The 18,609-nt window shown below is 71.7% G+C and carries 16 protein-coding genes and 1 pseudogene; 9 read left to right on the top strand and 8 right to left on the bottom strand.

Annotation, left to right across the window (positions count from 1 at the left end; translation table 11 throughout):
• Positions 1 to 170: 170 nt before the first annotated feature.
• The 4 genes and pseudogenes from Adu01nite_RS30890 to Adu01nite_RS30875 form a co-directional block, all read right to left on the bottom strand.
• Complete coding sequence (locus Adu01nite_RS30890) at positions 171 to 764, bottom strand: TetR/AcrR family transcriptional regulator (RefSeq protein ID WP_203731974.1); 594 nt, start codon at positions 762 to 764, stop codon at positions 171 to 173.
• A gap of 12 nt (positions 765 to 776) precedes the next feature.
• Complete coding sequence (locus Adu01nite_RS30885; RefSeq protein ID WP_203731972.1) at positions 777 to 1,499, bottom strand: ABC transporter permease; 723 nt, start codon at positions 1,497 to 1,499, stop codon at positions 777 to 779.
• Positions 1,496 to 2,977, bottom strand: coding sequence for a DUF1349 domain-containing protein (locus Adu01nite_RS30880; protein WP_203731971.1), 1,482 nt, complete (start codon positions 2,975 to 2,977; stop codon positions 1,496 to 1,498). The genes Adu01nite_RS30885 and Adu01nite_RS30880 overlap by 4 nt, the downstream gene beginning before the upstream one ends.
• Before the next feature lie 56 nt (positions 2,978 to 3,033).
• A pseudogene (locus Adu01nite_RS30875) lies at positions 3,034 to 3,693 on the bottom strand (ATP-binding cassette domain-containing protein); the annotation flags it as partial.
• An 87-nt stretch (positions 3,694 to 3,780) separates the two neighbouring features.
• Between Adu01nite_RS30875 and Adu01nite_RS30870 the strand changes: the two are divergent.
• Complete coding sequence (locus tag Adu01nite_RS30870; protein WP_203731967.1) at positions 3,781 to 4,836, top strand: sensor histidine kinase; 1,056 nt, start codon at positions 3,781 to 3,783, stop codon at positions 4,834 to 4,836.
• Positions 4,833 to 5,501 (top strand): response regulator transcription factor, encoded by a 669-nt coding sequence (locus tag Adu01nite_RS30865; protein ID WP_203731965.1) that lies wholly within the window; start codon positions 4,833 to 4,835, stop codon positions 5,499 to 5,501. Before Adu01nite_RS30870 ends, Adu01nite_RS30865 begins: the two co-directional genes overlap by 4 nt.
• On the opposite strand, the gene Adu01nite_RS30860 is transcribed toward Adu01nite_RS30865, so the two are convergent.
• Positions 5,477 to 7,054: a tetratricopeptide repeat-containing diguanylate cyclase gene (locus tag Adu01nite_RS30860; protein ID WP_203731963.1), complete on the bottom strand. Its 1,578-nt coding sequence runs from the start codon at positions 7,052 to 7,054 to the stop codon at positions 5,477 to 5,479. The genes Adu01nite_RS30865 and Adu01nite_RS30860 overlap by 25 nt on opposite strands.
• 255 nt (positions 7,055 to 7,309) lie before the next feature.
• Between Adu01nite_RS30860 and Adu01nite_RS30855 the strand changes: the two genes are divergently transcribed.
• Genes Adu01nite_RS30855 through Adu01nite_RS30825 form a run of 7 tightly spaced genes read left to right on the top strand, consistent with a single transcriptional unit; the run spans position 7,310 to position 13,052 of the window.
• Positions 7,310 to 8,911, top strand: coding sequence for a GTPase domain-containing protein (locus tag Adu01nite_RS30855; protein ID WP_203731960.1), 1,602 nt, complete (start codon positions 7,310 to 7,312; stop codon positions 8,909 to 8,911).
• A 50-nt stretch (positions 8,912 to 8,961) separates the two neighbouring features.
• On the top strand, positions 8,962 to 9,696 hold the full coding sequence (locus Adu01nite_RS30850; protein WP_203731958.1) for an MBL fold metallo-hydrolase: 735 nt from the start codon (positions 8,962 to 8,964) through the stop codon (positions 9,694 to 9,696).
• Positions 9,693 to 10,346, top strand: coding sequence for an HAD family hydrolase (locus Adu01nite_RS30845; protein ID WP_203731956.1), 654 nt, complete (start codon positions 9,693 to 9,695; stop codon positions 10,344 to 10,346). The genes Adu01nite_RS30850 and Adu01nite_RS30845 overlap by 4 nt, the downstream gene beginning before the upstream one ends.
• Complete coding sequence (locus Adu01nite_RS30840; RefSeq protein ID WP_203731954.1) at positions 10,346 to 11,110, top strand: carbon-nitrogen hydrolase family protein; 765 nt, start codon at positions 10,346 to 10,348, stop codon at positions 11,108 to 11,110. The genes Adu01nite_RS30845 and Adu01nite_RS30840 overlap by 1 nt, the downstream gene beginning before the upstream one ends.
• A gap of 1 nt (position 11,111) precedes the next feature.
• Positions 11,112 to 11,264: a hypothetical protein gene (locus tag Adu01nite_RS30835; protein WP_203731952.1), complete on the top strand. Its 153-nt coding sequence runs from the start codon at positions 11,112 to 11,114 to the stop codon at positions 11,262 to 11,264.
• An 18-nt stretch (positions 11,265 to 11,282) separates the two neighbouring features.
• On the top strand, positions 11,283 to 12,284 hold the full coding sequence (locus Adu01nite_RS30830) for a hypothetical protein (protein ID WP_203731950.1): 1,002 nt from the start codon (positions 11,283 to 11,285) through the stop codon (positions 12,282 to 12,284).
• A gap of 27 nt (positions 12,285 to 12,311) precedes the next feature.
• Positions 12,312 to 13,052 carry a VOC family protein gene (locus Adu01nite_RS30825; RefSeq protein WP_203731948.1) on the top strand — a complete coding sequence of 247 codons (741 nt, stop codon included), beginning with the start codon at positions 12,312 to 12,314 and terminating at the stop codon, positions 13,050 to 13,052.
• 906 nt (positions 13,053 to 13,958) lie between these two features.
• Here Adu01nite_RS30825 and Adu01nite_RS30820 read toward each other — a convergent pair.
• The 3 genes from Adu01nite_RS30820 to araA form a co-directional block, all read right to left on the bottom strand.
• Positions 13,959 to 14,969, bottom strand: a complete 1,011-nt coding sequence (locus tag Adu01nite_RS30820) for a 5'-3' exonuclease (RefSeq protein ID WP_203732183.1) — start codon at positions 14,967 to 14,969, stop codon at positions 13,959 to 13,961.
• A 1,080-nt stretch (positions 14,970 to 16,049) separates the two neighbouring features.
• A complete protein-coding gene (locus tag Adu01nite_RS30815) occupies positions 16,050 to 17,036 on the bottom strand; it encodes a LacI family DNA-binding transcriptional regulator (protein ID WP_203732181.1) in 987 nt (328 codons plus the stop codon).
• Positions 17,037 to 17,105: 69 nt separating this feature from the next.
• Complete coding sequence (gene araA / locus Adu01nite_RS30810; RefSeq protein WP_438871103.1) at positions 17,106 to 18,608, bottom strand: L-arabinose isomerase; 1,503 nt, start codon at positions 18,606 to 18,608, stop codon at positions 17,106 to 17,108.
• Position 18,609: the final 1 nt, after the last annotated feature.

Genomic DNA, 18,609 nt, shown 5'->3' with positions numbered 1-18,609 from the left:
TGCTTATGGGTGTTAAGCAGTGTTTTTAGGGACCTGATAGCGGAGTCGATGGTCGTTGGTTATCCGCGACTCCCGACCGAAAAGCCCACAACCAGCACCGTGGCGGATTTCGTCGACGCCCCCGGCCGGCGGCTGCTCATGACGAAGGCCACTGCCTGCCGGTCGGGTGCTCAGTCGGCCAGGAGGCGGACGAAGACCTCGGCCAGGGCGGTTGCCGTGCCGGCCGGGGTGTCGCGGGGGAGCATGATGTGGCTCACGGTCAGGCGGATCACCGCGTCGATCGCCAGGGCCAGGGTGTCGGGCGGGCGGTCCGGCAGGAACGCCGCCGCCCATTCGCGCAGGGCGCCGCCGGCCTCGGTCAGCACGATCTCCGAGCGGGTCGTCAAGTAGGGCAGCAGCTCGTCGGCGCCACCCCGGGTGCTCGTCAGGATGGCGCGGACCAAGGGGTTCCGGCCGGCCTCGTCGAGGGTCATCAGCGTTGCCGCGTAGGCGGCGGCCCGGATGTCGGCCTTGTGGGCGAACAACTCGGTGCGCACACGCTGGGCGAACTGCTGCACCTCGCTGGCCGCGAGGGCCTCGGCGAGGCCGGCCCGGCCGTCGAACTCGTTGTAGACGGTCTGGCGGCTCACCCCTACCGCCTTTGCCACGTCCACCATCCGCACGCTTTCCCAGCCGTGCTGGACGGTCAGGTCGCGTGCGGCCCTGATCAGCGCCGACCGGAGGCGGGCGCGATTGGACTCGCGGTAGGAGGACGTGGCTGCCATGGGCCTGAAAGGTTACACATCCCGTGCACAGAAAACGGCAGCACCAACCCCCAGGGTGACAAAAGCCCAGGTGGCGGCCACTACCAGGCCCGGTAGCGGCTGGATCGGGAGCGTTCCCATGTCCACCGTGGACAGGACCGTCAAACCGGCCGTGCCGGGCATCGCCCGGAAGATGTGGTGCTGGGTTTCCAGGTCGGAGAACATCCCGATGATCACCGGGGTCAGGTAGAGCAGGCCGAGCACGATGCTGGTGGCGCCGACCGCGCTGCGCAGGGCGGCTCCGGCGCCCAGGCCGAGCAGGGCGATCAGCAGCAGGTAGCCGACCGAACCGGCGGCGGCGCGCAGCGGGCCGTCGGTGAGCGGCGGGTAGTCGTCGATCAAGATCCGGCCGGCCAGCACCGATGCGGTCACCGACACGACCGCGGCGGCCAGGACGCCGGTCAGCAGCAGCACGGCCTTGGCGGTCAGGACGGTCAGGCGGCGGGGGAGTGCGATGAACGTGGTGCTGGCCAGGCCCGTGCCGAACTCGCCGGCCAGCAGCTGGATCGCCCATGCGGCCACCACCGCCTGGCCCAGCCGCACGCCGAGCAGGCTCGCCTCCACCCGGTCGACGGCGCCGAGAGCGGCCGCGGTCACCGACAACGCCACCGTCAGCACGACGGTGAGCAGCAGGAACACCGCCGCCTCCGGGATCGTGCGCAGCTTGGTCCACTCGGCGTGCAGGGCGGCCCTCATGCGTCGGCCCGCCGGGTGCGGGCCACGGCCAGGGCCAGCGCCGCGGACGCCCAGCCGGCCAGCACCAGCAGGCCCGCCCACGCGGGCAGCGGGTAGTAGCCGTCGCTCGGTGCGTAGGGCATGTTGACCTGCGGATAGCTGGGCAGGGCCTGCTGGACGGCGAACGCTGCGGCGGGAGTCAGCCGCAACAGCCAGCCGGCCGCGGCCGACGGCAGGATCGACGTGGTGGCCAGGATGTACGGGAGCACCACCAGCAGGACGGCTACCGCCACGGCGGCCACTCCCCGCCGCAGGAGGGCACCGACCGCATAGGCGAGGACGGCGGCCAGGGCCAGCAGGGCGGCGCTGCCCACCACGACCCGCACCCCGGTGGCCGTCGAGCTGGGGATCACGAAGTTGCCGCCGCTGCGCATCAGGTGGACCGCGAGGGGGACGGTGATCGCAGCCGCGATCAGGCCGCCGGTGAAGACCACGGCGCCGATCACCGCGGCCTTCGCGGCCAGCACGCGGCCTCGGTGGGGCATGGCGGTGAAGGTGGTACGGATCAGGTCGCGCCGGTACTCGGCGGTGATGAACAGGACCGCGACCACGAAGACCGCGATCAGGGCGACGATCATGCCGGTCAGCGTGTGCGCGATGGTCGCGCCCGCTTCGTTGCCGGCCGGGGCGACGTCGCCGCTGCCGCTGATCGTCAGGGTGCCGCCATGTTGGTCGAGGCCGGCGTTGTGGTGGAACTTCTCCCAGTCGGTCATCCCGCCGTCGTCGCCGAGCTTCTCGTACGTCCACGTGCCGGTGCGGTCGACGTGGTCGAAGACGGCCGTGGCCTGGGTGAAGCGGGCCTGGACGATGCTGCCGCCATGGGGGCCGGGCTTGGCGGTGACGTTGGCCGGCGAGGCGACGAGGAAACCGATCTGGACGGTTCTTGGCAGCCCGGGGAGGTCGACCGAGCGGATTTCGGCCCATCGGGTCGCGTCCGAGGAAGCGTACCCCTTGATGGTGTTTCCGGAGCGGGTGATGCGCAGCCAGCGTGCGTCCGTCGGGCCGGCCTTGTCCTCGGTGTAGTTGTGTTGCATGCGGACGCCGTGGCTGCCGGTGAGCATGACCGAGGCGTAGGCCGAGCCGGGTTTCGTGCCGTCCTTGATGATCAGGCCGGCCTTGGCCCACGGGACCAGGCCGGGGACGAGCTCGTCGTGGTTCGGTGGTGGGTAGGTGATGATGCCGGTGAAGTCGGCGATGTGCGCGGTGAGGGTGCCGTCGCCGTCCAGTTTCTGGTGGACGAACGCGAACCGGTCCTGGACCGCCTGGCCGCCGGGGCCGATCGGCGGTGCCGGGCAGGCCTCGCCCTCCTGCTGGCCGCAGGAGGTGTGTACGCCGAAGGCGGCGAGGACGCCGAGGCCGATGATCACCGCGAAGGCCGCGATCAGGCCGCCGAGCCAGCCTCGGACGGTGCGCAGCTTGTGCCATTCGGCGCGGATCATTTCAGGGCTCCTTCGCCGCGGGTGAGTTCGAGGTAGGCGGCTTCCAGGGAGCCGTAGCGGATGGTCAGCTCGTCCTTGGCCGCCTCCTTGATCGCCCGGCCGCGGCCGACGAAGACGACATGCCCGGCGATGTCCTGCAACTCGCTCATCAGGTGGCTGGAGACCAGCACCGCCCGGCCCTCGGCGGCCAGGGTGCGCAGCAGGTCGCGCATCCAGACGATGCCTTCGGGGTCGAGGCCGTTGAACGGCTCGTCGAGCATCAGCGCGGGCGGGTCGCCGAGCAGGGCCGCGGAGATGCCGAGGCGTTGCCGCATGCCGAGCGAGTAGCCGCCCGCGCGGCGCCGGGCGACCGTCCGCAGGCCGGTCATGTCGAGGACCTCGTCGACTCGTTTCGCGTCGATGCCCTGCGAATGGGCCAGCCACAGCAGGTGGTTGCGGCCGGAGCGGGCCGGGTGCAGGGCGTTGGCGTCGATGAGCGCGCCCAGATGGGTGAGCGGGTTCGGCAGGTCCCGGTAGCGGCGGCCGCCGACCGTCGCGGTGCCCCGGTCGGCCGCGTCGAGGCCGAGGAGGACCCGCATGGTGGTGGACTTGCCGGCGCCGTTCGGGCCGACGAAACCGGTGACCACGCCGGGGGCGGCGGTGAACGTCATGCCGTCGAGGGCCACCGACGACCCGTACCTCTTGTGCAATCCGCTGACTTCGATGCTTGCTGTCATGCCGGCAAGTTCTACGGACTCGGGCCTAACCCGGGCGCTACGACGGCCGTCATTCCGCTGTTAGGCGCGGCCGGGCATGCTGGGCGGATGGGTGTCCGGTTGCGCTTCACGATCCTGTACGGGGCGATGTTCCTGGTGTCCGGGCTCGGGCTGCTCGCCATCGTGGCGGCGTTCGGGACCAGCCGGACGACCCAGGCCGTGCCGACCGGTCAGCAGGTCGCCGATCTCCAGCGGCAGCTGGCCGACGCCGACTCCGCGCACACCCGGCAGCTGTTCACCGGGGTGGTCGTCGCGCTCGTCGTCATGCTGGTGTTCTCGGCGGTGCTGGGGCGGGCCGCGGCCGGGCGGGTGCTGCGGCCGTTGCGCGGGCTGACCTCGGCTACCCGGCGGATCTCGGCCGACAACCTGCATGAACGCCTGGCCGTTGCCGGGCCGGCCGACGAGGTCAAGGCGCTCGCCGACACCATCGACGAGTTGCTCGGGCGGTTGGAGGAGTCGTTCGCGGCGCAGCGGCGGTTCGTTGCCGATGCGTCGCACGAGCTGCGTACGCCGCTCGCCACTATTCGGGCTGCGGTCGATGTGGCAGTGGCCAAGCCGGGGCCGGTGCCGGAGTCGACTGTGCAGCTGGCGGATCGGGTGCGGTCGTCGCTCGACTCGGCCGACACCCTCCTGGAAGGGCTTCTGGTGCTGGCCCGGGCGCAGCATGGTGCGGTCGATGATCGCTCAGCAGTGTCACTGACCGCGCTGGCGTCCGAGGCACTGCCAAACACTCTCATCGTATATGCCGACCTATCGGACAATGTGGTGGTCAGGGGCAACGAGGTCCTTCTCGCCCGCCTGGTCGGCAACGTAATCTCCAATGCGGTCCAGCACAACGTGCCGGGCGGCTGGGTGCGGGTCACCGTCGCGGCGGCCGGTGACCATGCCCGGCTCACCGTCGAATCGAGTGGCCCGGTCCTCGACCCCGACCAGGTCGCGCGGCTGGGGCGGCCTTTCCAACGGCTCGGCGCCGACCGCACCGGCCCCGGCATCGGGCTCGGCCTGTCCATCGTCGCCGCGGTCGCCACTGCGCACGGCGGCTCCTTGGCGTTGACCGCCCGCGACGGCGGCGGCCTGCGCGTCGATGTGGAGCTGCCGGCATGAGGGTCCTGGTGGTGGAGGACGCCCGCGCCCTCGCCGAGGTGGTCGCCGAGGGCCTGCGCGACCAGGGCATGGCGGTCGACCTGGCCCACGACGGCCTCACCGCCGCGGCGAAGATCGACGTCAACGCGTACGACGTGGTGGTCCTCGACCGTGACCTGCCCGGCCTGCACGGCGACACCATCTGCCAGATGATCACCGATCGGGACGGTGACCGATCCATGGTCCTGATGCTGACCGCGGCCGGCTCGGCCGACGACCGGGTCCGCGGCCTGACCCTGGGCGCCGACGACTACCTGGCCAAGCCGTTCCACTTCCCGGAGCTGGTGCTGCGGATCCGGGCGCTGGCCCGGCGCCGCCCGGCCGCCCGCGGCCGCACCCTGCGCGCCGCCGGCCTCGAACTCGACCCGGTCACCCGCACCGCCACCCGCGCCGGGGTGGCGCTGCACCTGTCGGTCAAGGAGTTCGCCGTCCTGGAGGCCCTGATGCGGGCCGCGCCGGCGTTCCTGAGCAGCGAGGACCTGCTCGAACAGGTCTGGGACGAGAACGCCGACCCGTTCACCAACACGGTCACCGTCACCGTCGGCCGGCTGCGCCGCAAGCTCGGCGACCCGCCGGTCATCACCACCACGCCGGGCGTCGGCTACCGGATCGCGCCGGCCGGCTGACCGGCGGTCCGCACCCGGTTGCGGCCGGCCCGCTTCGCCTCGTACAGCTGGGCGTCGGCCCGGGCCAGCAGCGTCGGATGGGTGCTGTCCGCCAGCACCGAGGCCGCGCCGATGCTGATCGTCACCGGTACGTCGCCGGTCGCCTGCCGCCACGGATGAGCGGCGACCCGGCGGCGCAGCCGCTCCAGCACGGCCAGCGCCTCGGCGTGCCCGTACCCGCCGAAGACCAGCAGGAACTCCTCGCCGCCGAGACGGGCCGCCATCGCCGACTCCTCGCCGAGCCCGGCCGCCGTGTCGGCCAGCAACGCCGCCACCATCACCAGGACCTGGTCGCCGATCTCGTGCGAGCAGAGGTCGTTGACCTGCTTGAAGTGGTCGAGGTCGAGCACCGCCGCCCACATCGGGGTGCCGTTGGCCTGGGCCCGGCCGATCAGCGCGGGCAGCAGCTCGTCGACGTAGCGGCGGTTGCGCAGCCCGGTCAGCGGATCACGGCGGGCCTGCTCCCGGAACCGCTCCGCCTCCTCCCGCGCCTCATTGACTTCGAACAGAGCTTGACGGGTACGCGCCTGCGCCTCCCGCTGCTCGTCGAGCACCCGCTTCTCGGCCGCATGGAAGCGCTTGTACTCCTCGTACGCCCGCTGGTAGTCACCGGCCTGCGCATACCACTCGGCCTGCTCCTGCAGCACCCGCACCAGGATCTCGCCGTGCCCGTGCGCCGCGCACAGCGAACGACACTCGGCCAGGGTGTCGCGCGCGGCCTCCGCGGCGCCCTGCAGGCGCCGCGTCACCGCGAGGGTGAGGAGGAACTCCGGCAGGGCGTCCGCCTCCTGGTGACCTTCCGGGTACGCGGTGATCGCCTCGAGAATCGTCTGTTCCGCCTCGGCGTACCGGCCGAGCGCGATCTGCACGCTCGCCACGGTGTCCAGGTCGTTCGGGTCGAGCCGGTGGTCACGGGCGGCGGCGGCCGCGCGCATCCGCTCGATCAGCGCCCAGGCGCGCTCCGGTTCATCGGAGAGATATTCGGCGTACGCGTGGTTGTTGAGGACCAGGATCTCGTCGCGGACGTCGGTGCTGTACCGGGCCAGCTCGACGGCCTGCCGGTAGCGTTCCCGGGCAGCCTCGATCGAGCCGGTCTCGGTGAGCGCGTCCGCGTACTTCACGATGTAGGGCAGGCGGCGGCGCGGCGGCACCGAGGCGTCCAGGTGCTCGACGGCGGTGACCACGTGCTCGAGCAGCGCGGCCACGTCACCCATGTTGCGGTAGGTACGCCCGAGCAGCAGATGGCTGCGGGCGATCAGATAGCGGTGCCCGTACTGGTGGGCCCACTCGTTGACCTGCCACATGATCGCCACGGCCTGCTTGAGGTCGCCGCCCCGCTCGGCCACGTCGGCCTGGATCAGCCGGGCCCGCATCTCGGTCGCCGTGTCCCCGGCGCGGGCCGCGGCCAGCTCGACCTCGGCCGCCCGGGCGGCCCGGCCACGCGGGTCGAGGCCGGTCCAGTCCTCGAGGCGGTCCAGCTCCGCGGAGCCGGCCGCATCATCGGGGGGAGACACGCCTGACCATCGGCATGCCGCGGCGCCACCGGAGAGTTTCCGTCACCGTTCTCCCCTTCTCCCTACCCGTGGGTAATGGTGGCGCTCACACCCGGCCGGTGGCAATGCGTCGCTTCTTGCCGTTTGGCAACCACTGAACTGTCCGTCCGGCGGATGTGTGTCCGCTCCACGTTGGAAAAGCTCGTTTCAGCTTGTCGATTTTGGCCAGCGGGTACGTGGTCGGGTGTCGGTACGGCGGAGGGTGGAGGTGACCACGTGTCCGATCCCGGCGCCGGCCTCGCCGAGCTGATCGCCGTCGTGCGCGCAGAGGCTATCGCGCTCGGCCGCGATGATCTCGCCGGGCAGCTGCCCGGCCCGATCGGTGCCCGGGACACCATGCGGCGGACCAGGATCGTGGTCGCCGGCAAGCCCGGGGCCGGGAAGTCCAGCCTGATCAACAGCCTGCTCGGCCGGCCCGGGATCAGCCCGGCGTCGACCGGCTGCTGGATCGAGTTCCGCTACGGCGCGGCCGACTCGGCCACCGTCCTGCTGGCCGACCCCGGCGATCCCGGCACCCCGCACCGGCTGGCCGCCGACCTGCGGGAGCTACCGGCCTATGTGCCGCTCGGCGCGATCACCGCCCCGATCGTCGGCGCCGAGGTGCGGCTGGACGTGCCGGTCCTGCGCGAGATGGTGGTGGTCGACACGCCCGGCGCACCCACCCGGACCACCCTCGCCGCGCTGCGCCAGGCCGACGCGCTGCTGTTCGTCTGCGACGTCACCGAGCCGATCCCGTTCGCCGAGGTGGACTTCCTGGTCGAGGCCGCGCACCGGGTGCACACCGTGGCGATCGCGATGAACAAGTGCGAGACCCCGGCGCACGGTCCCGCCGCCGCCGAGACCCGCCGCCGGATCGGTGACCGGCCCGAGCTGGCCCGGATCGCCGTCCACGCCGTCTCGGCCCACCTGGCCGAACGCGCCGGCCGGCCCGGCACCCCGCACACGGCCGCGATCCGGCTCACCGAGTCGGCCGGCCTGCGCCCGCTCACCGACCGCCTGCTCTACGACGCGGGTGCCGGCGCCGCCCGGCGGCGCACCGCCAACCAGGCCCGGATCACCTCGGCCGTGGCCCGTGAGCTGCTCCTGCACGTCGACCAGGTGACCGGCCCGCCGGCCCGGATCGACGCCGAGATCGCCACCCTCACCACCCTGCTCGACGCCGGCGGCCTGCTCGGCGCCCGCTTCGAGGAGGCCCGGCGCGCCGCCGCGCTGCGCTACACCGCCTCGGCCGACGCGCTCCTCGCCGCCGACCTCACGCCGCCGCAGGTGATCGCCGCGCTGACCGCGGCCGGGGTGGACGCGCTCGACCACGCCCAGGACCGCATCCTCGACACGCTGCGCGACGGGCTGCGCGACGACGTCCTGCTGCCGCCGGGGGCCGAGACCGAGCTGCGGCTGAGCGCCGCCGACGCGTCCCGCCCGCGCGCCCTCGACCTGCTGCCCGCCGTCACCGGGCTGATCACCGGATCGGCGCTGGTCGTGTCGGTGCTGACCGGCGCGGGCGCGGTGTCGGCCGGCATCGCGGCGACCGCCTGCGCCGGCTGGTGGCTGATCGGCGACGACCGGAGCAGGTTCGCCACCTGGCTCGAAGCGGCGCTGGCCCAGGCGACCGCGAGCTTCGACGGCGAACTGCGCCGCCGGGTCGGCGCGGTCCGGCAGTACGTGGCCGACCACGTGCCGTTCCTCCTCGAGGCCCGCCGCGACCGCCTCACCCGGCTGCACGCCGAGTCGGTCTCGCCGCCGGATGCCCTCGCGTCCCGCGACACCCTGAATCAGATCCTCGGCGACCTGTCCCGGTATCACCGCAGTACCGCCTGATTGCCGTCGCGGGCAGCGTCGGCCGGGCCGGGCGACGATAATCGGCGGGCATGCGACGGATTTCGCGGCGACTCCTGTTCACCGGCGGTGCCGGCGTCCTCGGCATCACGGTCCTGACCGGTTGCTCCTCCTCGCCTTCCTCGTCTCCGCCGGCCTCTTCCGCGGAGGAGACACCTGTTCCCGCCGCCAGTGGTGCGGTGGCCGGTGACTGGCGACGGGTCAACATGTCGTACGTGTCGGCCTACCTGCTCGTGCGCGGCGGCGAGGTGGCCATCGTGGACCTGGGCACGCCCGGCTCCGGCAACGCCATCGAGGCCGGCCTGAAAGCGGCCGGGGCGGGCTGGTCCGCGGTCAAGCACGTGATCCTCACCCACCTGCACGACGACCACATCGGCGGCCTGACCGACGTCGCGCCGAAGGTGAACGCCGCGATCTACGCCGGCAGCGGCGACCTGTCGTCGATCATCTCGGAGAAGCCGCTGAAACCGCTGGTCGAGGGGGACGAGGTCTTCGGCCTGCGGATCGTCGAGACCCCCGGGCACACCCTCGGCCACATCTCGGTCTTCGAGCCGACGACCGGCATCCTGGTGGCCGGCGACGCGCTGCGCACGACCGGCGGCCTGCAGGGCTCCGACCCGCAGTACACGACCGACGAGAGCAAGGCGGCCGCCTCGGTCCGCAAGCTGGCCGGCCTCGACATCAAGGCGATCCTTCCCGGCCACGGCGAACCGCTGACCGCCGGCGCGGCCAAGGCCCTGAAGGACCTGGCCGCCACGATGCCATGATCCGCGGCGCGGTCTTCTTCGACGTCGACGGCACCCTCGTGCCGCGCACCAGCAGCAGCGCCCATCTGGCCGCCCTCCTCGGGCACGGGGATCTCAACCGGGAGATCGAGGACGCCTACGGCGCCGGCACCCTCAGCGGCAACGACGCCGCCACGATGGACGCCCGCGGCTGGGCGCGCCGGACCCCGGCCGAGGCGTACGGCTTCCTGGAGTCGCTGCCCCTGCTGGACGGCATTGCCGAGACGGTCCGGTGGTGCCGGTCGCGCGACCTGGTGCCGGTGCTGGCCACCCTGGCCTGGGACGTCGTCGGCACCGAACTGTGCCGCCGGTTCGCCTTCGACCGGGCGTCCGGCCCGCGCCTGGAGGTGATCGACGGCCGCTATACCGGCGCGGTCGCCGAACACTTCGACGAGCTGTCCAAACGTGACTTCGCGCTGGCGGCCGCCGCCGAGCTCGGCCTCGACCCGGCCCACTGCGCGGCGGTCGGCGACGGACGCTCGGACGTGCCGCTGTTCGGCGCGGTCGGCTATGCCATCGCGCTCAACGCCACTCCGGCCGCCCGCGCCGCCGCTCATACGACGGTCGACGCCACCGACCTGCGGGCCGTGCTGCCGCCGCTGTCGGTCTGGCTGGATACCATCCGATCTTGATGAATACCTCGGTAGTGATAGCCCAGGTCCCGGTCGTCTGGGACATCGACGCCAACCTCGCCACCGTCCGGTCGGTGCTCGGTTCGGCTCGCCCGGACGACGTGGTGGTGCTGCCCGAGGGCATGCTCTCCGGCTACGGCGAGGACCTGACCCCGCTGGCCACGCTCGACGCCGCCGGGATCCACGCGGCCGTCGAGCAGGTGGCGGACCTGGCCGTCCGGCACCGGGTGGACGTCTTCTGCGGATCGCTGCTGCCGGTCGGTGACGGCTGGGCCAACGCCGCGATCCACCTGACCCCGTCCGGCGAGCGGCAGGTCTACCGGAAGATCAACCTCGCGATGAACGAGCGCGGTGTGCTGGTCGCCGGCGACGAACTGCCGGTGTTCCGGGCCGGCGGCGCCACCGTCGGGGTCCAGCTGTGCCGGGAGATCCGCTTCCCGGAGCAATGGCAGCACCTGGCCGCGAACGGCGCGCAGCTCTTCGCCTACCTGACCAACGCGGCCAACACCCGCGAACCGGCCGGGGTGTGGCGCAGCCACCTGATCAGCCGGGCCGCCGAGAACCAGCGCTTCCTGGCCGCCGCCAACATCGCCCACCCCGGCCAGCACTGCCCGACGATGCTCGTCTCGCCGCGCGGCGAGGTGCTGGCCGAACTGCCACCCGGCCGCCCCGGCCTGCTGCGCCACACCATCGACCTGTCGACCACCGGCACCTGGTACCTCGACCAGCGCCGCCAGGACGTGATCGCCCTGGTCGCGCGCTGATGTGACGATCTCCGGAGAACGAACGGGACATGGCCGGCGCGCCTTCACCGACGCCGAGATCAGCGCGATGATCGGCGCGGGCGGCATCGTGGACGCGCCGTCGCCGGCCGCCCTGTCCCGCTACCGATGGAGGGCTGCGGACACGGTTGTGTGACGACTAGGGTGCTCGCTCATGACCGCGGACAAGATCACAGACAACGGCGCGGAATCCACGAACGACCCGGATTCCGCCCTTTCGGCGATCCCGTCCCCAGCCCCGATTTCCGAGCCTGCGCCCGCATCGCCGACGGCGGAACCCGAGTCGGCCGCGGCGGCCGACTCCGCTGAGACCGCGACCCCGCCGGTCGACCCCGCGACGGGCAGCGATCCCGAACCGCCGGCCGCCGAGGCCGAAAGGGCAATCGCGAAGCCCGAAGAGGAGCGCACGGAAACGGACGTTGCGGATGACGCCTCCGCGGAGGCCGCCGCCGATCCCGCCGCGGCCGCAGCGGCGGACGCCGCACCCGCAGGTGATGACGCCGAAGCGGATGCCGGCGAGGACGCGGAGGCCGCAGCGGTGCATCCCGCAGCCGCGGCCGCCGGCGCCGAAGCAGCCGCGGATGACGAGGATGGTCTCGGCTCTGCGGGAGCGGAGCCGGTGGCGGTTCTTGTCGAGGAGGAACGGCGGGCTCTGGTGCTGAGCGGGGCGGTCTTCGCGCACGCACCGACCACCGGCCGTGCGGACGGGCTCGCCGATTTTCCGGTCGATGCGGACTATCCCTATGCCGGTGCCTACCCGGATGTGCCGGAGGCCGGGGTCGACGACCTCGACGAGGACGATTTCGAGACCGAGCCGGTCATCGTCGGGTTCGATCGGCGGCCGGACTTCGGCTGGTGGCTGGGGACGCCGATCTTCACGCTGGTCCTCGCGCCGATGCTGGCCGGGGTGCTCACGTTCTTCGTCAGCGCGCTGTCCGCCGGCTACCCGCGGATCTGCCTCGGCGTCGAGGCCGAGAACGGGTGCGAGGAAGCGGTGCTGCGGATGGCGGGCGAGCACACCGTCGTCTTCCTGGCCCTGTGGCTGGGGCTGTGGGCGCTGCCCTGGTGGCGGGGTCTGCGCCGATACCGGATCGTGCTGGCGGCGGCGGCTTTCGCGGTCCTGTTGTTCGCACCCCTGCGGCTGCTCGGCACGTAGGACTCGCCGGTGGCAGGATCGGACACCATGACCACCGAAACGGACCGGCCGATCGGGTCGCTGAAGACCGTCGTGCTGGACGCGCCCGACCTCGACCGTCTCGCCACGTTCTACGAACGGCTCGCGGGCTGGCATCGCCCACCGGACGGGTCCGACGACGACTGGATAACCCTGCAAACGCCCGACGGCTGGCGGATCGGCCTGCAGCTGGCCACCGACTACATCGCACCACGCTGGCCGGACCAGGCATTTCCCCAGCAGGCCCACCTGGACCTGCGGGTCCCCGACATCGACGCGGCCGCCGACCGGGCTCAGCAGCTGGGCGCCACCCTGCTGCGCCGCAACGAACGCTGGCACACCCTGGCCGACCCGGCCGGCCACCCGTTCGACCTGTGCCTGAACGCGGACGACCCACGCACCACCTTGATGGGCGTCATGCTGGATTGCCCCGACGCCAAGACCTTGAGCCACTTCTACGCGGAGCTGCTGGGCAAGCCGGTGACCTACGAGGCCGAGGGCATGGCCATGCTCGGCGAGGACGGCGCCCAGCCGGTGTTGTTCCAGCAGGTAGCGGACTACACGGCTCCACGCTGGCCGGACCCGGCCTACCCTCAGCAGTTCCACTTCGACGTCAAGGTCACCGACATCGAGGAGGCCGAGCGAGCCGCGCTGGCGATAGGCGCCACCCGCCTGGCCGGCGAGGGCCCAACGTGGCGCGTCTACGCCGACCCGGCCGACAAGCCTTTCTGCCTGCTCTGGAACGAATAGAAGCCGCAGGCCGATGCCGTTGCTCCGCAACGAAGAGCATCCGCAGGCCGGCGTTTGTCTGCCCCGGGGCGAGCAGCGGACGCCGGCGAGCGTTTGGAACGAGTAGAAGCCGCAGGCCGGCGCCCGCTTGCGTCGCAACGACGAGCAGTCGCCGGCCGGCGTTGCCTGCTCCGGAACGAGCAGCAGTCGCCGGCCTGCGACGAGCCGGCCAACCGGCCGACAGTCCCCGGTGAGGGGCCGGCGCAGCCGCACATCCACCCCGATCCGTGCCCGAACACCGGCCGATCCCGTCATCGAGTCAGAAACCCACGGCAACCCCGAAGGGGTCGACGAACCACTCTGCTTTGCGCACATATACGCGCTGCTCTGCTCACCTACACGCGCGGCGGCTCGTTGCGGCAGGAGGGCGTTTTGTGGGCTTCGACCCCTGCCGCGTCCGCCGATCTCCTCGCAGATCTTGTAGATCTGCTGCGAGTTCGGCGCAGCAATTCGACTAGATCGAGACGCGGCTGGCTAACTCCGGCGGATATATCCGGCATGTCAGGCCGGTGGGTTGCGGAACCGGCTCGCCGCGTGGAAGCAGAGTCCGTGGCGCTCGTGATGTGGGACGGCAGGCCGGCACTGGCATCCGTAACTGGTCACATGGTTCCGGCCGAACGTCGCGCAGGTCAGACGGTTACTTAGGGATGGGTGGGGCGAGGGCAGGGTCGGGGCGAGGGCTGGGGTCGGGGCTACCGACTTCGCGGAAGTTGGGGTCTTGCCCTCGCTTGCATAGGCCGGGATCCAGGAAATCGGGGTCGCGTCGCACGCACGAGGCACTGATATCGAGGAGATCGAGGTTCTGACCCGCGCGCTGCGGAAGGGCGGCCGCTGATGCCGGCCGGGTGCGCTGGGCTGCGGCTAGAGCTAGAACAGCGCCAGCTGGCCCGGGGTGGGGTCGCGGCGGGCCGTCATGCCGCTGCGGAACACCCATGGGCGCAGCTCGGGCATCTCGTCCGGGGGTGGCTCGCCGGCTGCGGCCGGGGGTGGGGGAGCGCTGCCCACCAGCGCCCACAATGACGGGCCCAGGTTGATGCCTCGGGCTCGCAGTGCCTGGCGCATGGTCAGGTAGTCGAGTGGCAGCCGTGCGCCGGTCAAGGCGGGCAAGGTCAGGTCGTGGCGCATGGCCATCAGGCTGCGGTTGCGGTTGATGATCTCGCGGGCGGCGGGGGCGGTGAAGTTGGTGGTCGCCTGGTCGCCCACGGCGGCTCGCAGGTCCTCCGGGGAAGACTCCCAGGCCGCCTCCACCGTGCCGAAGGCGGTCAGCAGCTTCTTGGCGGTCGTTGCGCCGAAGCGGCGTACGCCGGGGAGGTTGTCCGAAGGATCGCCGCGCAGGGCGGCGAAATCCTGGTACTGCGACGGCAGCACGCCATACAGCGCCGGCAGGGCCGCTGCGTCGATCAGGACTGCCTCGTCGAAGCCGCCGTTGCGGACCCGCAGCACCGACGTGGTCTCGTCGATCAGGGCGAACGCGTCCCGGTCGCTGGTCATCAGGACCGACTCCCAGCCCGCCGCGCGGGCCAGGGCGGCGCCGCTGGCCAGGACGTCGTCGGCCTCGTAGGCCGGGGGCACCACTGTGCACACCCCTGCCTCGGTGAGCAGAGCGGGGGCGGCGGCCAGCTGAGCGGTCAGGTCGTCCGGCTTGTCGGGGCGGTGGGCCTTGTAGCCGGGGAACTGCGTTCGTCTTGCCGACGACACCGGGCAGTCGAAGCCGACCATCACCGCGTCGGGCTGCACGTGGGCGGCGGCTCGGGCCAGGTAACCGATCAGGCCGCGCAGGGCCCAGATCGGTGAGCCGTCGGGCGCGGTCATGCCCTCGAAGGCACCGGCGTGGTAGGCGCGATGCAACAGGCTGTTCCCGTCGAGGACCAGAAGCATCGGCACGCGAACGAGGGTACGCGCAAACCCGCCGGGACCATCACTCCCCTGATGGCCCCGGCGGGGGTCTGCGTGGTGCCGGACTCGCACGGCCCGGCGCCGGCCGCCGGCATGCCGCGGCGGCTGTTCCCGCCGGGCGTGGCGTCGGGTGCGCCGGCGACCGGACCGGCGGCCGAACGACGCCGCCTCCGCCGAGCCCAGCGCGCGCGAAAATCCCAGGGGGGAAGGATGTTCACGTTCACAAACAGCGAGGTTGCCCGGCGGTTACGACGTTGTTTCCGTGAATGTTAACGATCACAACGGCGCTGTCAAGACGGAGACGGCGCCAACTTTCCCATTCGACGATTCCGACCGAACGCATTGATCATGGTCAATGAAAAATACCCCCTGGCCGGGCCGCTTGCCCAGCCGTCCGCCCAGCCGTCCGCCGAGGCGGCGAACAGCTGCCACGAGAGGCCGGCGGCAAGCGGAGATCGCCCGCGCGCGGAGGGCGGTGCCGAGCGCCGAGCGGAGATCGTCCGCGCGCGGAGGGCGGTGCCGAGCGGAGATCGCCCGCGCGCGGAGGGCGGTGCCGAGCGCCGAGCGGAGATTGCCCGCGCGCGGAGGGCGGTGCCGAGCGCCGAGCGGAGGACGGCAACGAGCGGTGGGTGGTCCGGGGAGCAGACGGCGGCCGCGAGCGGCCCGGGGAGCGGAGAGCGGAAACGGGCGGTGCGTGGCGTGGAGGTGGCGACCGTAAGAGGGCGGCGGGTGGCGCGGAGGGCGGCAGCGAACAGCGGGTGCGCGGTGGGGGGCACGCAGCGGCGAGCCAGGGCGCCGCGCCCGGGGTGCGGCATCGGCTTTGGTGGGGCGGTCTCGCTTGGCTTGGGTTTCGCTCTTTTGGGGGTACGCGGTGGGACGTTTCGGGCGGGCGTTGGGCGGAGCCGGCTGCTCTGGGCGGTGTGCTGATTCTGGCTCGTAATAGCGCGGCCAGGTGGTGTCCAAGAAGCGGGAACGGCCGCTGCCGGGACGTTAGGTCCCACCGCGTACCTCTAAAAATGCGGAAGGAAATCGCTCTGCTTGACCCTCGGGGGGTGTCGCCCGTCAGGCCGGCCTTGCCACGCTGTCTCGCTCGATCAGGGTGGGGGCGATCGTGCGGCGAGTGCCGATCTCCGATGTGCCCGACTCGATCTGGGTGATCAGCAGCTCCAGGGTGGCGGCCGCCACCGCCGCGAAATCCGGGCGCACCGTGGTCAGCGGCGGGGTGAAGTAGGCCGCCTCCGGCACGTCGTCGAAGCCGATGATGCTGACGTCGCCGGGGACCTTGCGGCCGTGCTCGTTCAAGGCCCGCAGCAGGCCCAGCGCGATGTGGTCGTTGGCCGTGAAGACCGCGGTCACATCGGGCAGGCGGGCCAGCAGCTGGCCGTTGCGGTAGCCCGAGCCCGCGCTCCAGTCGCCGGTGAGCAGCGGCGGGATCTCCACCCCGGCCTCCTTCAACGCCGCCTCCCAGCCGCGGATCCGGCCGGCCGCGTCGAACCAGTCGCTCGGGCCGGAGATGTGCCAGACCGCCTGGTGGCCGGCGTCGAGCAGGTATTTCGTCGCGGCCTTGGCCCCGGCGACCTGGTCGACCGTGACCAGGGTGCTGGAGCGTTCGGGGTCGCCGTCGATCGTGACGAGCGGGACGTCCGCCGGCAGGTGGGCCAGCGCCGGGCCGGCCGACGCCACCGGCGCGATCACCACCAGGCCCGCCACCCGCTGATCGAGGTGGCGTTCCACCGCCTCGGTGATCGAGCGTTCGTCCAGGCTGCGCACGCTGCCCACGTTCACCGCGAAGCCGGTTGCCTGGGCGGCCTCCTCGAAGGCCGTCAGCATCGACGCGGGACCGTACAGCGACGAGTTCTGGGCGACCACCCCGATGACCTGGGATGTGCCGGTGACCAGGGCTCTTGCCGCCCGGTCGGGCCGGTAGCCCAGCTCGGCTATCGCCGCCCGCACCTTCAGCCGGGTCTGCTCGCTCACGTTCTTGTGCTCGTTGAGCACCCGCGAAACGGTCTGATGCGACACCCCCGCCAGCCGGGCGACGTCCATCATGCCCGGCGGCCGTCCGCGCTTCACACTCACCGACACCCCGCATCCGCCTTTTGCGGGCAGAATATCCCCTCACCGCAGTCCGCCCGCCAGCAGCTGATACGCGGCGTTCCACTTCAGCTCTTGGCGGATTGATCTCGGGGTGCTGTCTTCATCGATGAGCACCAATTCGGTGCGGGTCAGCTCGGCGAACTGGTCGACGGTGGCGGCATCCAGGGCGGTGCTCAGCACGGTGTGGTGCGGACCGCCTGCCATCAGCCAGCATTCGGCGGAAGTGGGCAGATCGGGCTGGGGTTCCCAGACCGCGCAGGCAACCGGCAGGGCGGTCAACTCGGCGTCCGGCGGGACCACCTCGATGATGTTGCCGACCAATCGGAAACGGTCGCCCATGTCACAAATTCCGACGACAACGCCCGGGCCCGGCGCGGCCGAGAACTTCAGCCGTACGGGGTCCTCGCGGCCGCCGATGCCCAGCGGGTGGATCTCCAGGGTCGGCTTCTGCGCGGCGATCGACGGGCAGACCTCGAGCATGTGGGCGCCGAGGATGCGCTGCGGGCCGGGGCCGAGGTGGTAGGTGTAGTCCTCCATGAAGCTGGTGCCGCCGGGCAGGCCGTGGCCGGCCGCCTTCAGCGTGGCGAGCAGCATCGAGGTCTTCCAGTCGCCCTCGCCGCCGAAGCCGTAGCCGTCGGCCATCAGGCGCTGGACCGCCAGGCCGGGCAGCTGCCGGAGGCCGCCGAGGTCCTCGAAGTTGGTGGTGAAGGCGCCGAATCCGCCGTCGGTGAGGAAGGTCCGCAGTCCGACTTCGATGCGCGCGCCGTAGCGGAGGCTTTCGCGCCGCTCGGTTTCCAAAACCGGCATAACATCATATGTGTCGAAATATTCTTCGACCAGGTCGTCGATCGCCTTGTCGGAGACCTCGTCCACGACTTTGACAAGATCATTCACGCCGTACGTGTTGACCGAAACCCCGAAGTGCCGCTCGGCCTCGACCTTGTCGCCCTCGGTGACCGCCACGTCCCGCATGTTGTCGCCGAAGCGGGCCAGCCGCAGGTTCCGCATGGTCGCGATGGCGATCGCCGCCCGCGCCCAGCTGCCGACCCGGGCGGCCGTGCGCGGCTCGGAGGCGTGCCCGGCCACCGTCGTGCGGGCCACCCCGAGCCGGGTCTGCACGTAGCCGAACTCCCGGTCGCCGTGCGCGGCCTGGTTGAGGTTCATGAAGTCCATGTCGATGGTCGCCCACGGCAGCTCCCGGTGCGCCTGCGTGTGCAGGTGCAGCAGCGGCTTGCGCAACTGCTCCAGACCGCTGATCCACATCTTGGCGGGGGAGAACGTGTGCATCCACGCGATCACCCCGATGCAGCGGTCGTCGGCGTTGGCGGCGATCATCACGGCGCGGATGCCGGCCGCGTCGGTCAGCACCGGCCGCCACGCGATCGGCACCGGGATGTCCGATGAGCCGTCGAGCTGCGCGACCACCTGCTGCGACTGGGCGGCCACCTGGGCGAGGGTGTCCTCGCCGTACAGGCCCTGGCTTCCGGTGAGGAACCAGATCTCGCGGCCGTCGAATGGGTTCATG

The sequence above is a fragment of the Paractinoplanes durhamensis genome (assembly GCF_016862175.1).
Taxonomy (GTDB): domain Bacteria; phylum Actinomycetota; class Actinomycetes; order Mycobacteriales; family Micromonosporaceae; genus Actinoplanes; species Actinoplanes durhamensis.
The sequence above is the reverse complement of the archived record's forward strand: the minus strand, read 5'-3'. Positions and strand labels throughout refer to the sequence as shown.

Bases quoted from the DNA above. Each gene is read 5' to 3' on its own strand.
- Adu01nite_RS30880 (WP_203731971.1), bottom strand. From the start codon at position 2,977: ATGATCCGCGCCGAATGGCACAAGCTGCGCACCGTCCGAGGCTGGCTC.
- Adu01nite_RS30845 (WP_203731956.1), top strand. From the start codon at position 9,693: ATGATCCGCGGCGCGGTCTTCTTCGACGTCGACGGCACCCTCGTGCCG.
- Adu01nite_RS30825 (WP_203731948.1), top strand. From the start codon at position 12,312: ATGACCACCGAAACGGACCGGCCGATCGGGTCGCTGAAGACCGTCGTG.
- araA (WP_438871103.1), bottom strand. From the start codon at position 18,608: ATGAACCCATTCGACGGCCGCGAGATCTGGTTCCTCACCGGAAGCCAG.
- Adu01nite_RS30890 (WP_203731974.1), bottom strand. From the start codon at position 764: ATGGCAGCCACGTCCTCCTACCGCGAGTCCAATCGCGCCCGCCTCCGG.
- Adu01nite_RS30815 (WP_203732181.1), bottom strand. From the start codon at position 17,036: ATGATGGACGTCGCCCGGCTGGCGGGGGTGTCGCATCAGACCGTTTCG.
- Adu01nite_RS30885 (WP_203731972.1), bottom strand. From the start codon at position 1,499: ATGAGGGCCGCCCTGCACGCCGAGTGGACCAAGCTGCGCACGATCCCG.
- Adu01nite_RS30820 (WP_203732183.1), bottom strand. From the start codon at position 14,969: ATGCTTCTGGTCCTCGACGGGAACAGCCTGTTGCATCGCGCCTACCAC.
- Adu01nite_RS30830 (WP_203731950.1), top strand. From the start codon at position 11,283: ATGACCGCGGACAAGATCACAGACAACGGCGCGGAATCCACGAACGAC.
- Adu01nite_RS30850 (WP_203731958.1), top strand. From the start codon at position 8,962: ATGCGACGGATTTCGCGGCGACTCCTGTTCACCGGCGGTGCCGGCGTC.
- Adu01nite_RS30865 (WP_203731965.1), top strand. From the start codon at position 4,833: ATGAGGGTCCTGGTGGTGGAGGACGCCCGCGCCCTCGCCGAGGTGGTC.
- Adu01nite_RS30870 (WP_203731967.1), top strand. From the start codon at position 3,781: ATGGGTGTCCGGTTGCGCTTCACGATCCTGTACGGGGCGATGTTCCTG.
- Adu01nite_RS30840 (WP_203731954.1), top strand. From the start codon at position 10,346: ATGAATACCTCGGTAGTGATAGCCCAGGTCCCGGTCGTCTGGGACATC.